The 18,325-nt window shown below is 62.7% G+C and carries 16 protein-coding genes; 4 read left to right on the top strand and 12 right to left on the bottom strand.

Going from position 1 to position 18,325, the window contains the following annotated elements:
* Positions 1–125 precede the first annotated feature (125 nt).
* Positions 126–1,055: a hydrogen peroxide-inducible genes activator gene (locus AC2FNY_RS12240; protein WP_496802617.1), complete on the bottom strand. Its 930-nt coding sequence runs from the start codon at positions 1,053–1,055 to the stop codon at positions 126–128.
* A 100-nt stretch (positions 1,056–1,155) separates the two neighbouring features.
* On the opposite strand from AC2FNY_RS12240, the gene AC2FNY_RS12235 reads away from it, so the two are divergent.
* Positions 1,156–2,124 carry a sodium-dependent bicarbonate transport family permease gene (locus AC2FNY_RS12235; RefSeq protein ID WP_496802616.1) on the top strand — a complete coding sequence of 323 codons (969 nt, stop codon included), beginning with the start codon at positions 1,156–1,158 and terminating at the stop codon, positions 2,122–2,124.
* A 218-nt stretch (positions 2,125–2,342) separates the two neighbouring features.
* On the opposite strand, the gene AC2FNY_RS12230 is transcribed toward AC2FNY_RS12235, so the two are convergent.
* Complete coding sequence (locus AC2FNY_RS12230; protein WP_496802615.1) at positions 2,343–3,161, bottom strand: sulfotransferase family protein; 819 nt, start codon at positions 3,159–3,161, stop codon at positions 2,343–2,345.
* A 147-nt stretch (positions 3,162–3,308) separates the two neighbouring features.
* On the opposite strand from AC2FNY_RS12230, the gene AC2FNY_RS12225 reads away from it, so the two are divergent.
* Positions 3,309–4,886, top strand: a complete 1,578-nt coding sequence (locus tag AC2FNY_RS12225; protein ID WP_234138678.1) for a DUF5928 domain-containing protein — start codon at positions 3,309–3,311, stop codon at positions 4,884–4,886.
* Between the two features lie 6 nt (positions 4,887–4,892).
* Here the strand turns inward: AC2FNY_RS12225 and AC2FNY_RS12220 are convergent, their stop codons facing one another.
* From AC2FNY_RS12220 to AC2FNY_RS12190, 7 genes are all read right to left on the bottom strand, one after another.
* A complete protein-coding gene (locus AC2FNY_RS12220; protein WP_234144658.1) occupies positions 4,893–5,261 on the bottom strand; it encodes a c-type cytochrome in 369 nt (122 codons plus the stop codon).
* A 125-nt stretch (positions 5,262–5,386) separates the two neighbouring features.
* Positions 5,387–6,031 carry a DUF1523 family protein gene (locus AC2FNY_RS12215; protein WP_234138671.1) on the bottom strand — a complete coding sequence of 215 codons (645 nt, stop codon included), beginning with the start codon at positions 6,029–6,031 and terminating at the stop codon, positions 5,387–5,389.
* A 10-nt stretch (positions 6,032–6,041) separates the two neighbouring features.
* The gene (locus AC2FNY_RS12210; protein ID WP_234167478.1) at positions 6,042–6,308 is read right to left on the bottom strand and encodes a hypothetical protein; all 267 of its coding nucleotides are present in this window, start codon (positions 6,306–6,308) and stop codon (positions 6,042–6,044) included.
* Between the two features lies 1 nt (position 6,309).
* Entirely contained in the window at positions 6,310–7,659 is a 1,350-nt protein-coding gene (locus AC2FNY_RS12205; protein ID WP_496802614.1) for a DUF6638 family protein, read from the bottom strand.
* Positions 7,660–7,783: 124 nt separating this feature from the next.
* Positions 7,784–9,721, bottom strand: a complete 1,938-nt coding sequence (locus tag AC2FNY_RS12200; protein ID WP_496802613.1) for an AAA family ATPase — start codon at positions 9,719–9,721, stop codon at positions 7,784–7,786.
* A gap of 67 nt (positions 9,722–9,788) precedes the next feature.
* Positions 9,789–10,907, bottom strand: a complete 1,119-nt coding sequence (locus AC2FNY_RS12195) for a hypothetical protein (protein ID WP_496802612.1) — start codon at positions 10,905–10,907, stop codon at positions 9,789–9,791.
* A 2-nt stretch (positions 10,908–10,909) separates the two neighbouring features.
* Positions 10,910–11,989 (bottom strand): coiled-coil domain-containing protein, encoded by a 1,080-nt coding sequence (locus AC2FNY_RS12190; protein WP_234138648.1) that lies wholly within the window; start codon positions 11,987–11,989, stop codon positions 10,910–10,912.
* A gap of 190 nt (positions 11,990–12,179) precedes the next feature.
* Here AC2FNY_RS12190 and AC2FNY_RS12185 point away from each other — a divergent pair, with 190 nt between their 5' ends.
* Entirely contained in the window at positions 12,180–12,521 is a 342-nt protein-coding gene (locus tag AC2FNY_RS12185; protein WP_496802611.1) for a cupin domain-containing protein, read from the top strand.
* Positions 12,522–12,581: 60 nt separating this feature from the next.
* Here AC2FNY_RS12185 and AC2FNY_RS12180 read toward each other — a convergent pair whose 3' ends face one another.
* The gene (locus tag AC2FNY_RS12180) at positions 12,582–13,799 is read right to left on the bottom strand and encodes an aminopeptidase P family protein (RefSeq protein WP_496802610.1); all 1,218 of its coding nucleotides are present in this window, start codon (positions 13,797–13,799) and stop codon (positions 12,582–12,584) included.
* Between the two features lie 257 nt (positions 13,800–14,056).
* Here AC2FNY_RS12180 and AC2FNY_RS12175 point away from each other — a divergent pair, with 257 nt between their 5' ends.
* Complete coding sequence (locus AC2FNY_RS12175) at positions 14,057–15,532, top strand: NAD-dependent succinate-semialdehyde dehydrogenase (RefSeq protein ID WP_496802609.1); 1,476 nt, start codon at positions 14,057–14,059, stop codon at positions 15,530–15,532.
* Positions 15,533–15,538: 6 nt separating this feature from the next.
* On the opposite strand, the gene AC2FNY_RS12170 is transcribed toward AC2FNY_RS12175, so the two are convergent.
* Positions 15,539–15,940: a globin domain-containing protein gene (locus tag AC2FNY_RS12170; RefSeq protein ID WP_234163129.1), complete on the bottom strand. Its 402-nt coding sequence runs from the start codon at positions 15,938–15,940 to the stop codon at positions 15,539–15,541.
* A 102-nt stretch (positions 15,941–16,042) separates the two neighbouring features.
* The gene (rnr, locus tag AC2FNY_RS12165) at positions 16,043–18,301 is read right to left on the bottom strand and encodes a ribonuclease R (RefSeq protein WP_496802608.1); all 2,259 of its coding nucleotides are present in this window, start codon (positions 18,299–18,301) and stop codon (positions 16,043–16,045) included.
* Positions 18,302–18,325: the final 24 nt, after the last annotated feature.

Here is an 18,325-nt window from a genome sequence, read left to right as displayed (position 1 = left end):
CGCCCTGACGGGCATCCTCGCCCGCAAACTGGCGATCCGGGCGCCGCGCCACTGGCGCGGCGCCCGGCCCAACGGGAGGAAATGTTTCGCCAGAAACATCGACGACGGGCGGGAGGGCCCCGTTCTCAGGTTTCCTCCCCTGCCCGAACCCCCGCGATCCCCAAGGCCTCTGCACCCTGCCGCAAGGCGCCTGCGATCAGGCCGGTGCCGGCCATTTCCTCGCCGCCACCCAGTTGCAGCAGCGCAATGTCCCGGCTTGCCTGCGCCGCCACCAGGGGACGCAACACCGTTTCATGCCCGGCCTCTCCCTGCCGGCGCACATAGACCTCGGGCAGGATCGCCACCCCTGCGCCCGAGGCCGCCATCAGCCGGATACCGTCCAGGCTGGTGCCCTCGTATTCCTCGGACACCACACCACCGCACTCCGAGGCCAGCGCATAGACGATGCGCGACAGGCGGTGACCCCGATCAAGCGTCAGGAACATCCGCCCGCGCAGATCATTCGCGCGCACAGGACCCACACCGCGCGCCAGCGCATCATCGCGGGCCACAGCGATCCAGAGCCGCTCGGAAAACAGCCGTGTCTGCACCGTGCCGGGATGATCCTCGGGCGTCGAGATGATCAGATCGAACCGCCCGGCCTTCAGCCCCTGCTCCAGCCATTGGGTGCTTTCCTCACGCACCAGGATACGCAATTCGGGGTGGTTGCGATGCAGGGCGCTGACCACACCGGGTAACAGATAGGGGCCGATCGAGGGCAGCACGCCCAGCCGCAACCGCCCACCAAAGGGAACCCCACCCGACGCAGCGGCGCGCAGGTCCTCCATTTCTCGCAGGATGCGGCGGGCACGGCTGATCAGCTCTGCCCCCTGCGCCGTCGCAACCACGCCCGTACGGCTGCGATGGAACAGCCGCAGGCCAAGCTCGGCCTCGACCTCGGCGATCTGGGCCGAAAGGCTCGGCTGACTGACATTCAGCGCCGACGCAGCAAGGCCGAACCGGCCCAGCCGGTCAACGGCGACGATGTATTCGAGCTGACGCAGAGAGGGGCGCATGACAGATAGCCTGAAACTATGAATACCACTGACATCATGTATTGGCCTTATCCGTGAAGGCAAGCGATGAGACGCGAACGCACGAAACCAAGGACTTCTCATGCCTCTGATCCTCGATAGCCTGACCGTCAATCTCATGACCCCCACCATCCTGTTTTTCGCCCTCGGCCTGATCGCCGCCTTCGCCCGAAGCGACCTGTCGATCCCCGAAGGCGCGGCCAAGCTGATGTCGATCTATCTGCTGATGGCCATCGGCTTCAAAGGCGGTGCCAGCCTGGCGGAGCATGGCATTCACTCCGACCTCTTCGCGGCCATCGGTGCCGGTGTCGCATTGTCCTTTGCGCTGCCCTTTGCCGCCTATCTGCTGTTGCGGGCGATGACCCGGCTCGACCCGATGAACGCCGCCGCCGTGGCCGGGCATTACGGGTCGATCTCTATCGTCACCTTTGTTACCGCCACCAGCCTGCTGGAACTGGGCGGCTACAGCTACGAGGGCTACATGATCGCGGTGGCCGCCGCGATGGAGGTGCCCGCGATCCTGTCGGCGCTGTGGCTGGCGCATCGGGGCGGCGCCCGGACCGAAGGCACCGATCACCTGTGGCGCGACCTGCTGGCCAATGGCTCGATCGTGCTTCTGCTGGGCGCCTTTGTCATTGGCGCAGCCACCGGCGGCGACGGGATGGAGACCATCGCCCCCTTCATCGTCACCCCGTTCACCGGTGTGCTCTGCCTTTTCCTGCTGGACATGGGCCTGTCCGCCGGACGCAGCCTGCTGCGCAACCGGGCGCTGCTGACGCCCGGCCTGTTTGCCTTCGGTCTGCTGATGCCGGTCCTGTCCAGTCTTCTGGCGCTCGGCCTCGGACAGCTGATCCCGCTCACGCCGGGCGGCCTGTTCCTGCTGATGGTGCTGGCGGCCTCGGCCTCGTATATCGCGGTGCCCGCCGCGATGCGGATCGCCCTGCCCCGCGCCGAAAGCGGTGTCTATCTGACCCTGTCTCTGGGGGTGACCTTTCCCTTCAACGTCACGCTGGGCCTGCCGCTTTATTTGTGGCTGGCCGGGGTTAACTGACCCATATCGGGCGCCGCTGTTCCGCCTTTGGCTGAACAGCGGTGTCCGCCCCGTCAAGGCGGTCGCGACCCGCTCGCTGTTCGCATTGACTATCTCGCAGGACAGCTCCTCGAGGCCATTGTCACAGCACAGCAGACCGCGAACGCAAAAGATCGCGCGCCAGCAACCTGCACCGCGGATAGAACCCTGCGCAACTGGGCGGGGTCGTGGTCGACGCCCTATTCGCCCAGCTTGGCGTGCACCTCGTCCAGGTCGATCTCGTCGATTGGCATCTTGTTGGCCGGGTTCTCGAAATCGTATTTGAACAGGTCGAAATCGCGCTTGTAGATTTCATAGACCAGGTGTTTCGACAGATCGTCGAAGTAATCCTCGACCGGATGCAGCCGTTTCGGTCCGTGCCCCTCGCTCTCGTTGAAGCGGGGGATCTTGTCGAGCCTGACCTTGTGCGGCGTCTCGATATTATCGAGCACCTCCTGCATGCCGTCGTTGAACGCCTCGGTCCAGAAGATCTTGTCGTAGCGCCCACCGTTGCAGATGAAGGTCGAGATATGGCCCGACATGGCCGACCAGTGAATATCCGGGTCCATCGGCCGCCGCCAGCGGATGGTGTCGCGTGCGAACAGCAGGAACCGGCGGAAACTGGCGATCTGGTCAAACTCCTGTTTGCCGTCCTCGCCACCGACCTCGACACCGTATTTATAGACCAGCATCGGCACCAGATTGCCGCGATAGCGCTTGCCGTTGCGCTGGATGCCGCAGATCTTGTCGAAGAACGAACTGAGGATGCGGGTATAGGGGTTGCGCACGCAGGTGAACGAATAGGACTTGTGCGCCTTCACGTTACGGGTGATCGGCCCCTGGCTGGCCTCAAGCGCCCATTTGTGCATTCCGCCCTGCGCATCGTGGATGTCGCCATCGAAGAACGCGCCATGATCCGAGTAGTACATGATCTGTCCGATGGTCGAGCAGGCGCATTTCGGCACCACCCGGTAGACCACGCTTTCACTTTCCGTCATCCAAGTGCCGGGAAAACCCATCTGCCTTGCCTCCTTTGCCTGTTCCGCCTTAGTCTGGCTTCAGGCGTCTTTGCGCACCAAAAAATCAAAAAAACTCTGTTTATTCAATCGGCCTTCAACGTTAACAGGGTAGACAACGAGCAGAAACAGGGATTGATCGTTTCCGATATGGCAAAAATCGCCTATATTCTCCTGTGTCACAAGGATCCGGATGCGATCATCATGCAGGCTGAGCGGCTGACCGCCGCAGGCGACTACATGTCGATCCATTTCGACGCCCGCGCGCGCAAGACCGATTTTGCCCGAATCCGTTCGGCGTTGGCCGACAATCCAAACGTCACCTTTGCCCGGCGCCGCATCAAGTGCGGTTGGGGAGAATGGTCTCTGGTGCAGGCGACGTTGAACGCGATCGAGGCAGCGGTCGAGGATTTCCCGCGCGCCACCCATTTCTACATGCTGTCGGGCGACTGCATGGCCATCAAGACCGCCGAATACGCCCACAGCTTTCTGGATGCGCAAGACAAGGATTACATCGAAAGTTTCGACTATTTCGAAAGCGACTGGATCAAGACTGGCTGGAAGGAAGAGCGGTTGATCTATCGCCACTGGTTCAACGAGCGTACCCAGAAACGCCTTTTCTACGCTATGTTCGAGGCGCAGAAACGATTTGGCCTGACCCGCGAGATCCCGAGCGACATCCAGGTCATGATCGGCAGTCAATGGTGGTGCCTACGCCGTCGTACGATCGAATGGATCCTCGATTTCACCCGCGAGCGCAGCGACGTGATGCGGTTTTTTGCTACCACCTGGATACCGGATGAGACCTTTTTCCAGACCTTGGTCCGCCACTTGATCCCGGAACGCGAGATCGATCCACGCACGCTGACCTTTCTGATGTTCTCGGATTACGGGATGCCGGTCAGTTTCTATAACGACCATTACGACCTGCTCTTGAGTCAGGATTTCCTCTTTGCCCGCAAAATCAGCCCCGAGGCAAAGGAGCTGAAGGCGCGGTTGGGCCGTCTCTATGCCACGCATGGTGTTCAATTTCAGATCTCCAACGAAGGGCGCAACCTGTACAAGTTCCTGACAGGGCGCGGTCGTATCGGACGCCGGTTCGCAATGCGGTTCTGGGAGACCGAAAGCACACTGGGCCGCGAGCGCGAATTGATGATCTTGGTTTGCAAGAAGTGGCACGTGGCTAAACGGCTGCTGGAAAAGATCCGACAGGTTACGAACGTGCCGGCGATCGAGTATCTCTTCAACGAAGAAAGCACTCCGCTGCCCGATCTGGGCGGCATACAGGCGACGTTGGAAAAGCGCACTCGCCACCGTCGCGCCCTGATGCGGATGTTGTTTGAATATTTCGAGACCGACCGGCTGGTAATCTGCCTAGACCCGTCGAACCTGGAACTGATGCACGATTTCTTCTCGGACCGTTCGGTGACTCGCATGCTGGAGGTCGACTGCCAGTTCACCGACGACTACCTGATCGGTCACGCCTATCGGGTGGGGCTTGCGGGCGAACGCACGCCCCGGGCGACTCTAGAAAGACTGCTGCCTACCATCCGCAACGAGATGACATACGAGGCCGACCGCATCCGCGATGCCGGCTTTGCCCGATATGGCCGGGTTCACCAGACCTCTACCCCGGAAGAGAACGCCGACAAGGTTGCCGAGTTCCTGTCGATCCCCTGGGATCAGGCGTTGCGGATCACCCAGACCGACCATCTTTTTGCCGATTGAACCATCTCAGCGGATGCCATTGGCAATCTGAAGCTCTCGGACATAGCTGATGATCATTGCAACATCGGCCCGGCTAAGGCCCTGAACCGGAGGCATATCCCCAAACCGCCAGTGATGCGCGCGCACACCTTGAGAAACCGCACGCTGAAACGCCTCGTCTCCATGATGGGACGGCTCGTAAATCTTGTGTACCAAGGGCGGTGCGACCCCATCCTGCCCCTCTGCGTTGGGACCGTGGCAGACAAGACATTTTGCCTCGTACACCCGGGCACCGATCTGCGCATTCTCTGACAGGCTCTGAGGCAAGGTCACAGACACCAACGCCACCCCTGTATTCGAGGCGACCGGTTCGACCGCCTTTGATCGCGGATACAGGACATATGCCGCCACGGCGACGGCCACGGCCAGACTGATGATGACAGCGCGATTCACTTCATGCTCCCCAGGATGTTTCACCCGCTTCTGAAGGTTCCAGCCGGGGAAAGGTCAAGCATGAAGTTCTATTTCGATTTCCAGCTGTCCAGCCAGCGCCGGAACCGCCCCCGACGCTCTTCGATCGCCTCGCCGGCCGCATAGAGGCTGTCTTCGACATCCTCGATCACCGGATCGATGCGCCGCTGCCGGAACCGCCGCCAGCGTACCCAGATCGCCCAGACCAGCGCGGCCAGCAGGATCAGGATGATGATGTTGAGCCAGGGGATCAGGCGGACATCCGGCCCCGCAACCGGCTTGATTGCGACCGCGTTGGGAAAGATCGACAGGAATTCATTTCGCCAGCCGTAATGGGTGACCGCTACCCATTCAGGTTTGTCCTTTGACGAAATCGCGTCATTCGCCTCGGTATAGAGATTGGCGGTGTCGAACTTGAAATAAGGCGGCCAGCTCCAGCTGGTATCCTCGTTGCGATAGACACGCGGTCGGCCTTCGGGTGTCACCCCCTGGATGAACTGGACATCGCGGTTGATGATCGCCACCGACTGGTCGTCGGGTCGCGACCAGAAGATGCGGGTCCAGTCGTTCAGCTCTTGCCGTTCCTCATAGGTGTTGACGATGCGCACGATATCGCGCTGCGGCAACGTATAGTGCAGGAAGGCGGCGACGCTGAGCCAGAACAGCCCGATGATCACCCATTTGACATAGCGCATGGCCAGGTCCTCACTTGAAATTCACGATATAGATCAGCACTGCGATCAGCACCCAGGGCACGAAGTAGACCCCCAGGATCAGCTTGCGCCGAAACGATTTGTCATAGGCCCTGAGACCGCGCTCGACAAAGGCTTCCTTGTCGCCGGTCTTGCCCTTTTCCTCCCACCAGCGCGCCAGCTTGCCACGCCGCACCGCCCGGGAATAGAGCGACAGGCCGATATAGGCGACCGTCTGCACCACCAGCAGGACAACGACAAGCCTGAGAAGTCCGAACACGCTATCTCCTCCGTATCGCGCCCCAGGGGCCGACCCGCGCAATCAGACGCTCGTTCAGCCCGGGCGGGCTGTCCTCGCTCTCCATGTCCGGCTCGTGCCCGAACAGCGCCGCGCGGGCGCCCGCCTTGTCCACCTGATACTCTCGTGCGAGGAAATCGGCAACGAAGCTCTTCTTGGCCTCGCTCCAGGTGGCATAGAGCCCGTAAAACAGCTCCTTGTGACAGATGAACAGCTGGCGCGCATCCAGCGGCGTCAGCTCCGCCAGCAGCATGTTGACCAGATCGCGGTCGGGCGTATCGGCGGCGCGCAGGCCATAGAAATAGGCAGGATGATCGGCCGAGATACGGGGCCAGTCGCCGCCATTCTCGGCCCAGCGCGCCAGTTGCGCCAGCCCGTGATACTCCTCGGGCAGCCGGTCGGCATGCATCCGCGCCAGCCGCCGCATATCGCCCCGGTCCAGCCCCGCCGGGTTCAGACCGGCACCTGCAGCAGTGTCGATCACGATGAAATCCATCTTTTGCCGCAGCACCGCCGCCGCATCCATGCCGCGCGCCCGCACGATGGGTTCGGCCAGCTTGTTGTAATCGAGGAACTTGGCAATCCGGTTGCGCTCGCTCAGGTCGAACACGTATTTCACCGGCATCTCTTCGCGCGGCTTTTCTCCCGCGCAGATCATCGCCGGGTGTTCGACATCAGGGAACAGGTAGAGCCCGCCGAAATGCGCCGTCCAGAAATTGCGCTGCTCATGCGCCTTGTGGCTCAGATGCACGGGATTGCGGCTGATATCGCCGGTCTGTTTCGAGATGCCGATCATCTCGGCAATCAGCACGTCGTCGAACCAGGCGTCGCTTTCGGTCTTGAACCGTTCGATCATCGCCGCCAGCTTGTCGGCGTTTTTCAGCGTGCCGCCGACGGTGTCGGCCTCGATCTCGATCTTGTTCAGGGTGAAAAGATCGGCGGGCGCGCGCAGCTTGAAGACCGAGTTCACCAACTCGCCCGCCACCGCGTCGGTGGCGGTCAGCGCAAACAGCTGCGCCTCGTTCGCCTCGATGAACTCGCGCAGGATCGGGCGCGAGGTCGAGAATTTGACGTTCAACAGCGGCGCGCGCTTCTGCTCGGGCGTCAACAGGATGAACTGCCGGTTGACCCCGTTGGGGTTGAGGTAGAGCGGATCGCCCAGCTCGTCCCCGATCTCGGGTGAATAGCCCGAGATGTCGATATGGAAATCGCTAAGCGCGGTGGTCTTGCCCGCCAGATGCTGGAGCGCGCGGTTATACCGCTCCACCAGCGCCGGGCTGGAGATATGGACGAGATTGCCGAACATCAGGCCGGATTGGATGAGGCGGATCATGATATTTGCCTTTCCGCAGGACGGCAGCGATGCGCCCGGCCCGAGGGTGGGTGCGGTACGCGCCCGCCCTGGGGGGCGGGTCGGGCGCGTCGCGGCTTCGCCGCGTGGATCACCACCAATCTGCTCACCCCTTCCCCTCCAGATACCGCTTCTTCGCCTCATCCATCCGGCCCATTTCGCGCACCATGCCGTCGATGGCCACCTCGTCGGACTTGTCGGCGTAACGGAACTCGGAATCCGCATAGCGGTTGATCTCTTGCACCACCATCTCGACCGTGATGGGCTGGCGCAGCTCTTCGATCATCGCCAATTTTGCGTCATAGTCGCGGAACAGGAACAGGTCGGGGTTCTCCATCCACTCATCGGGCAGTTCGAAATCCATCGCCCGCACTTTGACCGCGTCGGTGATGTTCTTGATCGCGCGGCCGGTGAAGCGTTCGTCGGCCTCCTGTATCCCCTTCAGATAGGTCCCCAGCTTGGCGATGGTGTCGAGCGGGCCGACCTGCGCCCCGACGCGATCCCACACCTGCGCCAGCCCGGCCTCTTGCGGGCGGCCATGGGCGGCGAAACTGGCGGCCACCGCGCGCTTGATCTCTTGCGCGGCATAGAGGTCATGCGCGCCCAGCGGGATGTCGTGACGCTTGCCCAAGAGCAGGGCCAGGATGTCGATGTAATCCTCGCGCGTCTGCGGCCCGTCGACCAGGAACCGCGCGCCCGCCCGCTGGCGCAGGGCGTCGTCGACATTCTCGGGATAGTTCGAGAACATGCCAAAGGTGCAATTGCCCCGCACCACGGTATTGGCACCGGCGAATGCCTCCATGAACACCGCCGTCACCTCCTGCTGGCCCGCGCTCGACTGGCGGTCGCCGCGCTTGCCCGCGATCTGGTCGATATCGTCGATGGTGCCGAACCCGATCACGCCGGGATCGAGCACATTCTGGACAAAGGCCTTGGCGTTCTGGCCCGACTTGCCCTGATAGCTGTCGATATTGTCGATGCCGAAGTTCTGATAGCGGAACGGATAGCCCGCGTTTCGGCAGTATTCGTCGATCAGCCCCGCCATCATCTGGATCAGCGTCGTCTTGCCGGTGCCCGGTTTGCCATCCCCCATGAAGGTGAAGATGAAGCCGCCCAGTTCCGCAAAGGGGTTCAGGCGGCGCTCGAAATCATAGGCCATCAGCATCTTGGCCAGCTTCATCGCCTGGTATTTGGCGATATGGTTGCCGACCACCTCGTTTGGTTTCTTGAACGTCATGGTCAGCTTGGTCGAGCGCGCCTTGGCCGCGGGGGTAAAGCCGCGCAGGGTGAGATCATCGGCCTCGACATGCCAGGCGGCCCCGGTGAACGGCGCCAGATGCCCGGCACCTTGTGCGCGCGCGGCGGCCTTTGCCATCAGCTGTTCGGCAAAACCGGCGGCGGTGGCGATCAGTTGCGCATCGTCGCCCGCGAACTGTTCCAGCTTCTGGTCCAGATCCCACAGCGCCCCGTGCAGCGCCACTTGCGCATTGTCGGTCAGAAACTCCTCGACCTCACCCACCTCGACCGAGGTTGCGCCCAGATGCGGCGACAACAGATAGGCCAGGGCATTGCCGAACACATGGGAGACTACCAGCGCCTCGGCGGTCAGCAATTCGGTGAACTCGCCCTTGCGCGCCACTGGCAGGTCGCCCGCCAGATTGGCGCGTTTCAGATCGCCCAGCGGCGTGCGCGCGCCATAGCCCTCGCCCATGGCCAATGCGATCGCCAGCGCCCGACGGATCGCCTGCGCCACGGTGGCCTGTAGCGGCGAAACCAGCGTGTCGCCATCATCGGCCGCCTCGATCCGCTCACGCAGATGCACCCCATCGGGCCGGGCGGTGCGCCGCGTCACCAGCCCGGGCGTGGTCGAGCGGAACCGCCGCGCCGTGGGGATGCCGGGCGAGCGCTCCTCCGCCCTGGCGGGCGTCCTCGCCTGCGCCACGCGCGGCGCATGGTCAAACCCGCCCAGCAGCGTGGTCGCCGCCGGGTAATGCGCGCGGATCGCCTCTTCGCGCAGTTCCATCTGGTCGGATGTCAGGCTCATGTCGCAGTGCCCCTGTCTTCACTTTGCTCAAAATACTCCCGCCGGAGGCTTGGCCCGGCAGGGCCAATCAATATCGCAGCACCTGCCCGCCCTCGCTGACCACAAATTTGCGCACATCGGCAAAACCCGGCGGATTGCGTTCGGCCAGCACCTGAAACGGACGTTGCGGCAGGATGATCGATCGGCTGGTGCGCGTGGCCCCGGTCTCGGCCCCCTGCCCGCCAAACGGGTCGAGGGCAAAGATCTCGCGCTCGACCGTGCCGAACCAGCCCGCGCGTTCCTCACGTACGTCCTCGCTTTCCAGCTCCTCGCTGGTCCAGGCCAGCACCCAGTCCTGACCGGCAGGCGCCTGCGCGTCCTCCAGCACCGCACGCAGCGGGCCGGTTTGTTCGGTATAGGCCGAGGAATACATCGGCCCCACATGGATGCGGCGCAGATGCTTGGGGTGCAGATCGTCGAAATCCTCGTCAAACCCCTTGGCGATGGTCAACAGCTTCAGCCCCGCCAGCGACTGCGCCATCAGATGCGCCTGCACCTCGGGCCAGCGGCGGCTGTCCTTGGGCAGGGCCTGTTTGCCGGTATCCTCCAGCCGCATCAGATAGATCACCGGCAGGTTGATCTGGCTGTCATAGACCGCCCAATGCAGCAGGAACCGCCGCCGCTCGCCCTCGGTCGCGATCCAGTGGCATTCGGGGTCGTTGCGCACCCAGAACAGCTGCCCCCTGGCCAGTTCCTCGTAATAGAGCCGTTGTGACAGGGCAAATTGCAGCTTGGTCGGGATTTCGCGACTGCCCAGGATGGTCTGGACCATCTCGTCCTTCAGCGCCGCCTCGGAGGGCATGTTGGCCAGATGGCTGGCCGCCTGCTGGGCATCGTTGGCCATGGTCATCAGCTCAGCCGCCACCGGAAAGCCGCTGTCGCGCTTGTCCATGTTGAGCGAGCCAAAGAACCGACCCGTGTCGCGCCCGACCAGCAGGTACTTCATGCTGAGTGCGCGAAAGCTGAAGAGCAGACCCGATATATAGCGCGAGACGATGCGCACCTCATCGCGGCTGATCACGCCCTCGGCCTCCATGTTGGCGGCCACCCGCAACAGATGGGTGGTGATCACCTCGAATTTGCGGAAATACCGGCGCGAGGCGAATGTGTCGGTCAGGCCGACGTGATCGTGGGCGGGGTCGGCCAAGATCAGCCCCCGTAGAGGTTCTTGTCGTGCTTCTCGACGATCGCGGCGAACCGGCGGGCAAAGCGCTCATCGGCCTTGGCCTTTTTCTCCAGCACGTCGCGGGCAAAGACCATGTGATCCTCATGCGCCTCAAGCATATCGGCCATTTTCTGGTTGGTCGCGGTGCCGATGGCGGCCATGGCGGTCTGCGCCTCCTGGTCGGTCTGCACGCCGATTTCGTTGATACGGTGGGCCACATCCTGCTGCTGCGCGGTTTTCAGCGATTTGGTCAGCGCGTCATAGAGCACCACGCGCTGTTGCGTGTCCGTTTGCAGCTTGTTGATCAGCACCATCTGGGTAGCGGCCTGATTTTGCAGACTGTCCACCCAGGTCTTGCCCTTTTCGATATAGCGCTCCAGTGTCTGGCTCTTGGCCAGTTTCACCTGCTCGTCGCGTACCTTGGCGTTATAGGCCTTGTTCAGCTCGGCCAGTTCGGTTTCCAGCTTGGTGCGCGCGGCAGCGTCCTGTTCGACGCTGATCTTGTTTTCCAGCGCGATGATCTGCGGATCCATGGCTAGGATCTCGGCCCGCACCGCTTCCAGTTCCTGCACGGTGAATTCGCGGTCGTCCAGCGTGCCCGTCAGGTTGGTTTCCACCTTGGTGCGCTGCTCTTCGAGCACCGCCAACTGCCCTTCGAGCAGCTTGACGATCACATCCGACTTGGCGATCAGATCCTGCAACTTGTCGTCGATATTGGCGGTGCGCATCCGCTCTTGCCGCATCGATTCCGATTTGCCGCTGGAGAAGATGCCGACAAAGCTCTCCCACCCGGTTTTCGAGCGCATCTCGTCGAAATCCTTGGAAAAGGCCGATGTCACATCATCGAGCCCCATGATCAGCTCGGCGATATTGGCATTCATCACCTCGGTATGGGCGTGCACATCCTCAAGCGTGGCGTTCTCGATGTCGATATCGGCCTCGGCGGTGCCGATCTTGGCGCGCGCCGCCTCGATCCGGCTGGTGACACCTTCGATCTGGGCCTGGCTCTCGCGCACCTTGCGCTGCGTTTCCAGGATCATTGCCTCGAATGCGGTATCGGACATGGCTTTATCCTTTTAGGTCAAATACATCTGATAGATAGGCTATGTAATGAGGATTTACATCCCCCTATAGGCCGGGATTGGAAAAACTGTGGCAAACTCGGACGCAAAAAGAAAGCCGGTTGAATCTGCCTTGTCGACGGCCGCACCTCGGGCGATGCTCCGCTGCGAACCATTCAGAGGAAGGCAGGCAATGAGCAGCTATTACCAACCGGTGACCCCCGAGGGGGAAGGCGAGACCGAGCGCCCCGCACCCGAAAAGGTGCTGTCGGGCGATCCGGTCTTTACCACCTGGAACCTCGAAGAGCATGACGGGCTCTATTGCGGCATCTGGCGCGCGACGCCTGGCAAATGGCGCATCTCTTACGATGAATGGGAGTATTGCCGCATCTTGTCAGGCCATTCGATACTGACCGATGCCGAGGGCACCGAGATCACGCTGCGCGCCGGGGACAGTTTCATTCTGCGCCCCGGGTTCTCCGGTACGTGGGAGGTGATCGAGACCACCACCAAGGATTACGTGATCCGGTTGTGACGCGCGATACTCCGCCCCCGTCAGGGGGCGAAGATTTTTCGGCGAAAAATCTCGCCTGCCTCAGCCGACGACGTTGAATTCCGGCCCGTAGGGATAGCCGGTGATGTTCTCGTTGCCGTCCTCGGTGATCACAAGGATATCGTGTTCACGATATCCGCCTGCGCCGGGCCGGTCATTGGCGATGGTCAGCATCGGTTCCATCGAGATCACCATGCCCGGCTCCAGCACGGTGTCGATATCCTCGCGCAGCTCGAGACCCGCCTCGCGCCCATAGTAATGGCTGAGCACGCCAAAGCTGTGACCATAGCCAAAGGTGCGGTATTGCAGCAGGTCGCGCTCGGCAAAGAAATCGTTGATCTTGTGGGTGACCTCGGCACAGCTCGCCCCCGGTTTCAAGAGCGACATGCCGTATTCATGGGCTGCGACATTGGCCTCCCAGATCTTGAGGCTCGCCGGATCCACTTCCTGCACGAACATGGTGCGTTCCAGCGCCGTGTAATAACCCGAGATCATCGGAAAGGTGTTGAGCGACAGGATATCGCCCCGTTCCAGCACCCGGCCCGTCACCGGGTTATGCGCACCATCGGTGTTGAGCCCCGACTGGAACCAGACCCAGGTGTCGCGGTATTCGGCATCGGGGAACCGCTTGGCAATCTCCAGCTCCATCGCGTCGCGCCCGGCCATGGCCACGTCGATCTCGCGCACCCCGGCCTTGACCGCCTCGCGGATGGCATAGCCGCCCACATCGGCCACCTGCGCGCCTTGCCGGATCAATGCGATCTCGGCCGGCGATTTCATCATCCGCTGGCGCATGGTGGTGTCGAACAGGTCGACGGTTTTCGACGGCGCCAGGAAGCTGTCGAGCTTGCCCTTCTGCAACAGGCTCAGGTGGTCGCTTTCATAGCCGATCACCCGCCCCTCTCCGGTCACCGAACGGATCGCGCGCCAGTAGTTGTCGCGCTGCCAGTCGGTATAGGTGATGTTGTCGCCATGGCAGCGGCGCCAGGGCTGGCCCGCGTCGATACCCGCACTGATCGTCACGCTTTCGCTCGGGGTGACCACCAGTGCATAGGGCCGCCCGAAGGCGCAATAGAGAAAGCCCGAGTAATAGGCGATGTTGTGCATCGAGGTGAACACGGCAGCCTCGGCGCCCAGCGCCTCCATCCGGGCGCGCAACCCGGCCAGACGCGCCTCGTATTCTGCGGCCTCGAAAGGCAGCCTGGCTTCGGTTCCGTTGTGATAGCGATAGAATTCCGGACGCGACAAATCAGCGGTCATGGTTGACCCTCCTTTGCAGAAAGGTCCCGGCGTTCAGGACGGGGAGTGGGCGCATGCCGCACGGCATGAGGCGACGCCATCGCCAGAGCCCGCGCGGACATTGGCGCAAGCCCCCGAGTCGATCAAGTGGGAGTTTTCCCAAGCCTTGACCGATAATTTGATCAAATCTGGATTGATTCCGCCCCACGAGTGGACATAGACAAGAGGCGACACACCTGATTGGGTGCACCCGAGACATTCTAGGCGGAGACTCAGCCATGCTGGACGCAATGACCGATCTGAAATCGCTCCTCAAGAACCCGGAGCTGCTGGCGACCAAGGCCTATATCGGCGGCCAATGGGTTGACGGCGACAACGGCACCTTTGCCGTGACCAACCCCGCGCGCGGCGACGTGATCGCCGAGGTCGCGGACCTGAGCCGGGCCCAGGTGGCAGGCGCCATCGCCCAGGCCGAGTCCGCGCAAAAGGAATGGGCGCAGTATACCGGCAAGGAACGCGCCGCGATCCTGCGGCGCTGGTACGACCTGATGATGGCCAATGCCGAGGATCTGGGCCGCATCCTGACCGCCGAACAGGGCAAGCCCCTGACCGAGGCGGTGGGTGAGATCGCCTATGGTGCATCCTTCATCGAGTTCTTTGCCGAAGAGGCCAAGCGCATCTATGGCGAGACCATTCCCGGCCACCAGCGCGACAAGCGGATCACCGTGCTGAAACAGCCCATCGGGGTGGCCGCGTCGATCACGCCGTGGAACTTCCCCAATGCGATGATCACCCGCAAGGCTGGCCCGGCGCTGGCGGCGGGCTGCGCCTTTGTTGCGCGGCCTGCGGCGGAAACCCCATTGTCGGCGCTGGTTCTGGCGGTGCTGGCCGAACAGGCAGGCATCCCGGCGGGCGTGTTCAACGTGGTGCCCTCGTCGCGCGCCAGCGAGATCGGCAAGGAGTTCTGCGAGAACCCCGGCGTGCGCAAGCTGACCTTTACCGGCTCGACCGAGGTGGGTCGCATCCTGCTGAAACAGGCCGCCGACCAGGTGATGAAATGCTCGATGGAACTGGGTGGCAACGCGCCCTTCATCGTGTTCGACGATGCCGATCTGGATGCCGCCGTCGAAGGGGCGATGCTGTGCAAGTTCCGCAACAACGGCCAGACCTGCGTCTGTGCCAACCGGATCTATGTGCAGGCGGGCGTCTATGACGCCTTTGCCGAGAAACTCGCCGCCGCCGTGGCCAAGCTGAATGTCGGCGACGGGCTGAATGACGGGGTGACCACCGGCCCGCTGATCAATGCCGAAGCGGTTGAAAAGGTGCTGGAACATCTGGGAGATGTCACCGCCAAGGGCGGCGCGGTCCTGACCGGCGGCAAACCGCACGCGTTGGGCGGCACCTTCTTTGAACCGACCGTGGTAACGGGCGTCACGCAAGAGATGAAGGTCGCCAAGGAAGAGACCTTTGGCCCCTTGGCGCCGCTCTTCAAGTTCGACACGGTGGACGAGGTGATCCATATGGCGAATGACACCATCTTTGGCCTTGCCGCCTATTTCTATGCCAAGGATCTGAGCCGGGTCTACAAGGTGGCCGAGGCGCTGGAATATGGCATCGTCGGCGTCAATACCGGCATCATCTCGACCGAGGTCGCGCCGTTTGGCGGCGTCAAGCAGTCGGGTCTGGGCCGCGAAGGCAGCCATCACGGGATCGAGGACTATCTGGAGATGAAATACATCTGCATGTCGGTCTGACCGGGGTCAGGCGGGCGCGGCCAGCATCTCCATCAGCTGCGCCACCGCCTCGTTCCAGGCGGCTGTTTCCTCGGGCGACAACGCGTCCCCCATCACATCGGACAAGGCGGTCTGCAAAGCGCGGGCCGCCTTTTTCAGGTCGGCATGGTTCAGATTGAACCGCGCATGCGACCGGGCCAGACCGCGCCCCAGAAGCTGGAAACTCTTCGCGTCGCTCATGCCGCGAACTGTGGCGGCCAGCATCGAGGCGAACATTTCCTTTTGCGCCGGAAAATCGCCTTTGAACAGCCTCCGGGAGTCGGGCAGTTCCCGGAAAAGATGGTGATAGAACCGTTCGGTCAGTTCCGCTTTGCGCGCGAATACCCGGGCAAAACTGGAATGTACCAGCCGGATCTGATCGTCTGTCATGCCACCTCGCCATGCCTTACCGTCCGTCATCGGCGAGTATGGAGACCGCCGGTTAACGACGGGTTTCCGTTTCGGCAAAATGGAGCTCGGGCTTGTCCGGCGTCAGCGGCGCTTGCGGTCCAGCTTGCGCTTGATCTTGTCGGTCTTATGCTTGGCCTTGGCAGCCTTGCGGCGCACCACGCGTTTGCCTTTGGACGGGGTGCCGCCGCGCGGCATCGCGTTATCCTCAAGGCTCAACATCTCGAATTCGAGCCCGCCGGTTACTGGCGAGGCCTGCGCCAGCCGCACCGTCACCCGCTGCCCGATCGAGATGAGGAGCCCGGTTTCCGACCCCATCAGCGTGCCTGCCTCGCGGTCGAAATGAAAGAATTCACGCCCCAGCGAGCGCACCGGCACCAGCCCGTCGGCCCCGGTCTCGTCCAGTTTCACAAAGGCGCCGAACCGCGCGATGCCGCTGATCCGGCCGGTGAATTCATTGCCCACCCGCTCGGACAGATAGGCCGCCAGATAGCGGTCGGTGGTGTCGCGTTCGGCCATCATCGAGCGGCGCTCGGTGTCCGAGATATGGGTGGCGATGCGGTCCAGTTGCTCGATCTCGTCCGCTGTCAGCCCGTCATCGCCCCAGCCATGCGCCTTGATCAGGCCGCGATGCACGATCAGGTCGGAATAGCGCCGGATGGGCGAGGTGAAATGCGCATAGTTCCTCAGCGCCAGGCCAAAATGGCCAAAGTTCTCGGGGTTGTAATAGGCCTGCGCCATCGACCGCAGGGTCGACATGTTGATCAGCTCCGCCTCGTCCGTTCCCGCCGCCTGATGCAAGAGCGCGTTCAGGTGGCGAGTTTGCAGCACCTGCCCCTTGGCCAGCGTCAGCCCGGAGGCCTGCGCCGTCTCGCGCAGCGCCTCCAGCTTCTCGGGCGCGGGTTCCTCGTGCACCCGGAACAACAGCGGCACGCGTTTGGCGATCAGCGTCTCGGCGGCGGCCACATTGGCGAGGATCATGAACTCCTCGATCAGCTTGTGCGCATCCAGCCGGTCGCGAAAGGCCACGCTCTCCACATGGCCCTTGTCGTTCAGCACGATCTTGCGTTCGGGCAGGTCAAGGTCGAGCGGCTGACGCCGCTCACGCGCCGCATTCAACGCCTTGTAGGCGGCGTAAAGCGGCGTCAGCACCTCATCCAGCAGCGGCCCGGTCTTGTCGTTGGGGCTGCCGTCGATGGCCTCCTGCACCTCCTGATAGTTCAGCGAGGCGACCGAGCGCATCATCCCGCGCACGAACCGGTGCCCGATCTTGTTGCCCTGCGCGTCGATCTGCATCCGCACCGCGATACAGGCGCGCGGCACGCCTTCGTGAAGCGAGCACAGATCGCCCGACAGCCGGTCGGGCAGCATCGGCACCACCCGGTCGGGGAAATAGGTCGAGTTGCCGCGCTTGCGCGCCTCTCGGTCCAGCGCGCTGCCCGCGCGGACATAGGCCGCCACATCGGCAATCGCGACCCAGACCACATGGCCGCCGGGGTTCTTGGGGTCGTCATCAGCATGAGCATAACAGGCGTCGTCATGGTCGCGCGCATCCGAGGGGTCGATGGTGATCAGCGGCATGTCACGCAGATCCGTCCGCCCCGACAGGCCCAATGGTTTTGTCCGGTCCGCCTCCTCGATCACCTTGTCGGGAAAATCGTCGGGGATGCCGTGCTGGTGAATGGCGATGAGCGACACCGCCTTTGGTGCGCTTGGGTCGCCCAGCCGCTCGATGATGCGGGCGCGCGGCAGGCCCATGCGGCCCTTGGGCCCGGCCTGTTCGGCCTCGACCAGTTCGCCGTCCTTGGCGCCATGCACCGCGCCCTCGGCCACCAGCCATTCGTTCTGGCCTGCCTTGTCGATGGGCACGATGCGCCCGCCCTCGGCCCCCTTGCGAAAGATGCCCAGGATCTTGTGCGGGTTGGTGCCGATCCGACGGATCAGCCGCGCCTCGTAATTGTGATCCTCTTCATGCACCACGGTCAGGCGGGCAAGGATGCGATCCCCCGCCCCCAACGCCGGATCGCTGGCGCGTGGCAGGACCAGCACGATGGGTTCCACCCCTTCGCCATGCCATTCCAGCGGGCGCGCGAAGAGATCGCCGTTCTCGTCGGGTTCCTTGACCTGCAACACGCTGACCGGCGGCAGCCGGTCCGGGTCGGCATAGCTGCGCTTGCGCTTCTCCAGATGGCCCTCGGCCTCGAGCTCCTTGAGGACCCGTTTCAGGTCGATCCGGTCCGAGCCCTTGATGCCAAAGGCCTTGGCGATATCGCGTTTCGAGGTGAGTGTGGGATGCGAGGAAATCCAGTCGAGGATTTCCTGCTTTGTAGGGATGCGAGTCATATCTCCGCCGTAGCACGCGGCGCG

Source organism: Ruegeria sp. BHSC223 (assembly GCF_059613025.1).
This window is presented reverse-complemented; position numbering and strand designations above follow the sequence as displayed.

Bases quoted from the DNA above. Each gene is read 5' to 3' on its own strand.
- AC2FNY_RS12240 (WP_496802617.1), bottom strand. From the start codon at position 1,055: ATGCGCCCCTCTCTGCGTCAGCTCGAATACATCGTCGCCGTTGACCGG.
- AC2FNY_RS12235 (WP_496802616.1), top strand. From the start codon at position 1,156: ATGCCTCTGATCCTCGATAGCCTGACCGTCAATCTCATGACCCCCACC.
- AC2FNY_RS12230 (WP_496802615.1), bottom strand. From the start codon at position 3,161: ATGGGTTTTCCCGGCACTTGGATGACGGAAAGTGAAAGCGTGGTCTAC.
- AC2FNY_RS12225 (WP_234138678.1), top strand. From the start codon at position 3,309: ATGGCAAAAATCGCCTATATTCTCCTGTGTCACAAGGATCCGGATGCG.
- AC2FNY_RS12215 (WP_234138671.1), bottom strand. From the start codon at position 6,031: ATGCGCTATGTCAAATGGGTGATCATCGGGCTGTTCTGGCTCAGCGTC.
- AC2FNY_RS12205 (WP_496802614.1), bottom strand. From the start codon at position 7,659: ATGATCCGCCTCATCCAATCCGGCCTGATGTTCGGCAATCTCGTCCAT.
- AC2FNY_RS12200 (WP_496802613.1), bottom strand. From the start codon at position 9,721: ATGAGCCTGACATCCGACCAGATGGAACTGCGCGAAGAGGCGATCCGC.
- AC2FNY_RS12190 (WP_234138648.1), bottom strand. From the start codon at position 11,989: ATGTCCGATACCGCATTCGAGGCAATGATCCTGGAAACGCAGCGCAAG.
- AC2FNY_RS12185 (WP_496802611.1), top strand. From the start codon at position 12,180: ATGAGCAGCTATTACCAACCGGTGACCCCCGAGGGGGAAGGCGAGACC.
- AC2FNY_RS12180 (WP_496802610.1), bottom strand. From the start codon at position 13,799: ATGACCGCTGATTTGTCGCGTCCGGAATTCTATCGCTATCACAACGGA.
- AC2FNY_RS12175 (WP_496802609.1), top strand. From the start codon at position 14,057: ATGCTGGACGCAATGACCGATCTGAAATCGCTCCTCAAGAACCCGGAG.
- AC2FNY_RS12170 (WP_234163129.1), bottom strand. From the start codon at position 15,940: ATGACAGACGATCAGATCCGGCTGGTACATTCCAGTTTTGCCCGGGTA.
- rnr (WP_496802608.1), bottom strand. From the start codon at position 18,301: ATGACTCGCATCCCTACAAAGCAGGAAATCCTCGACTGGATTTCCTCG.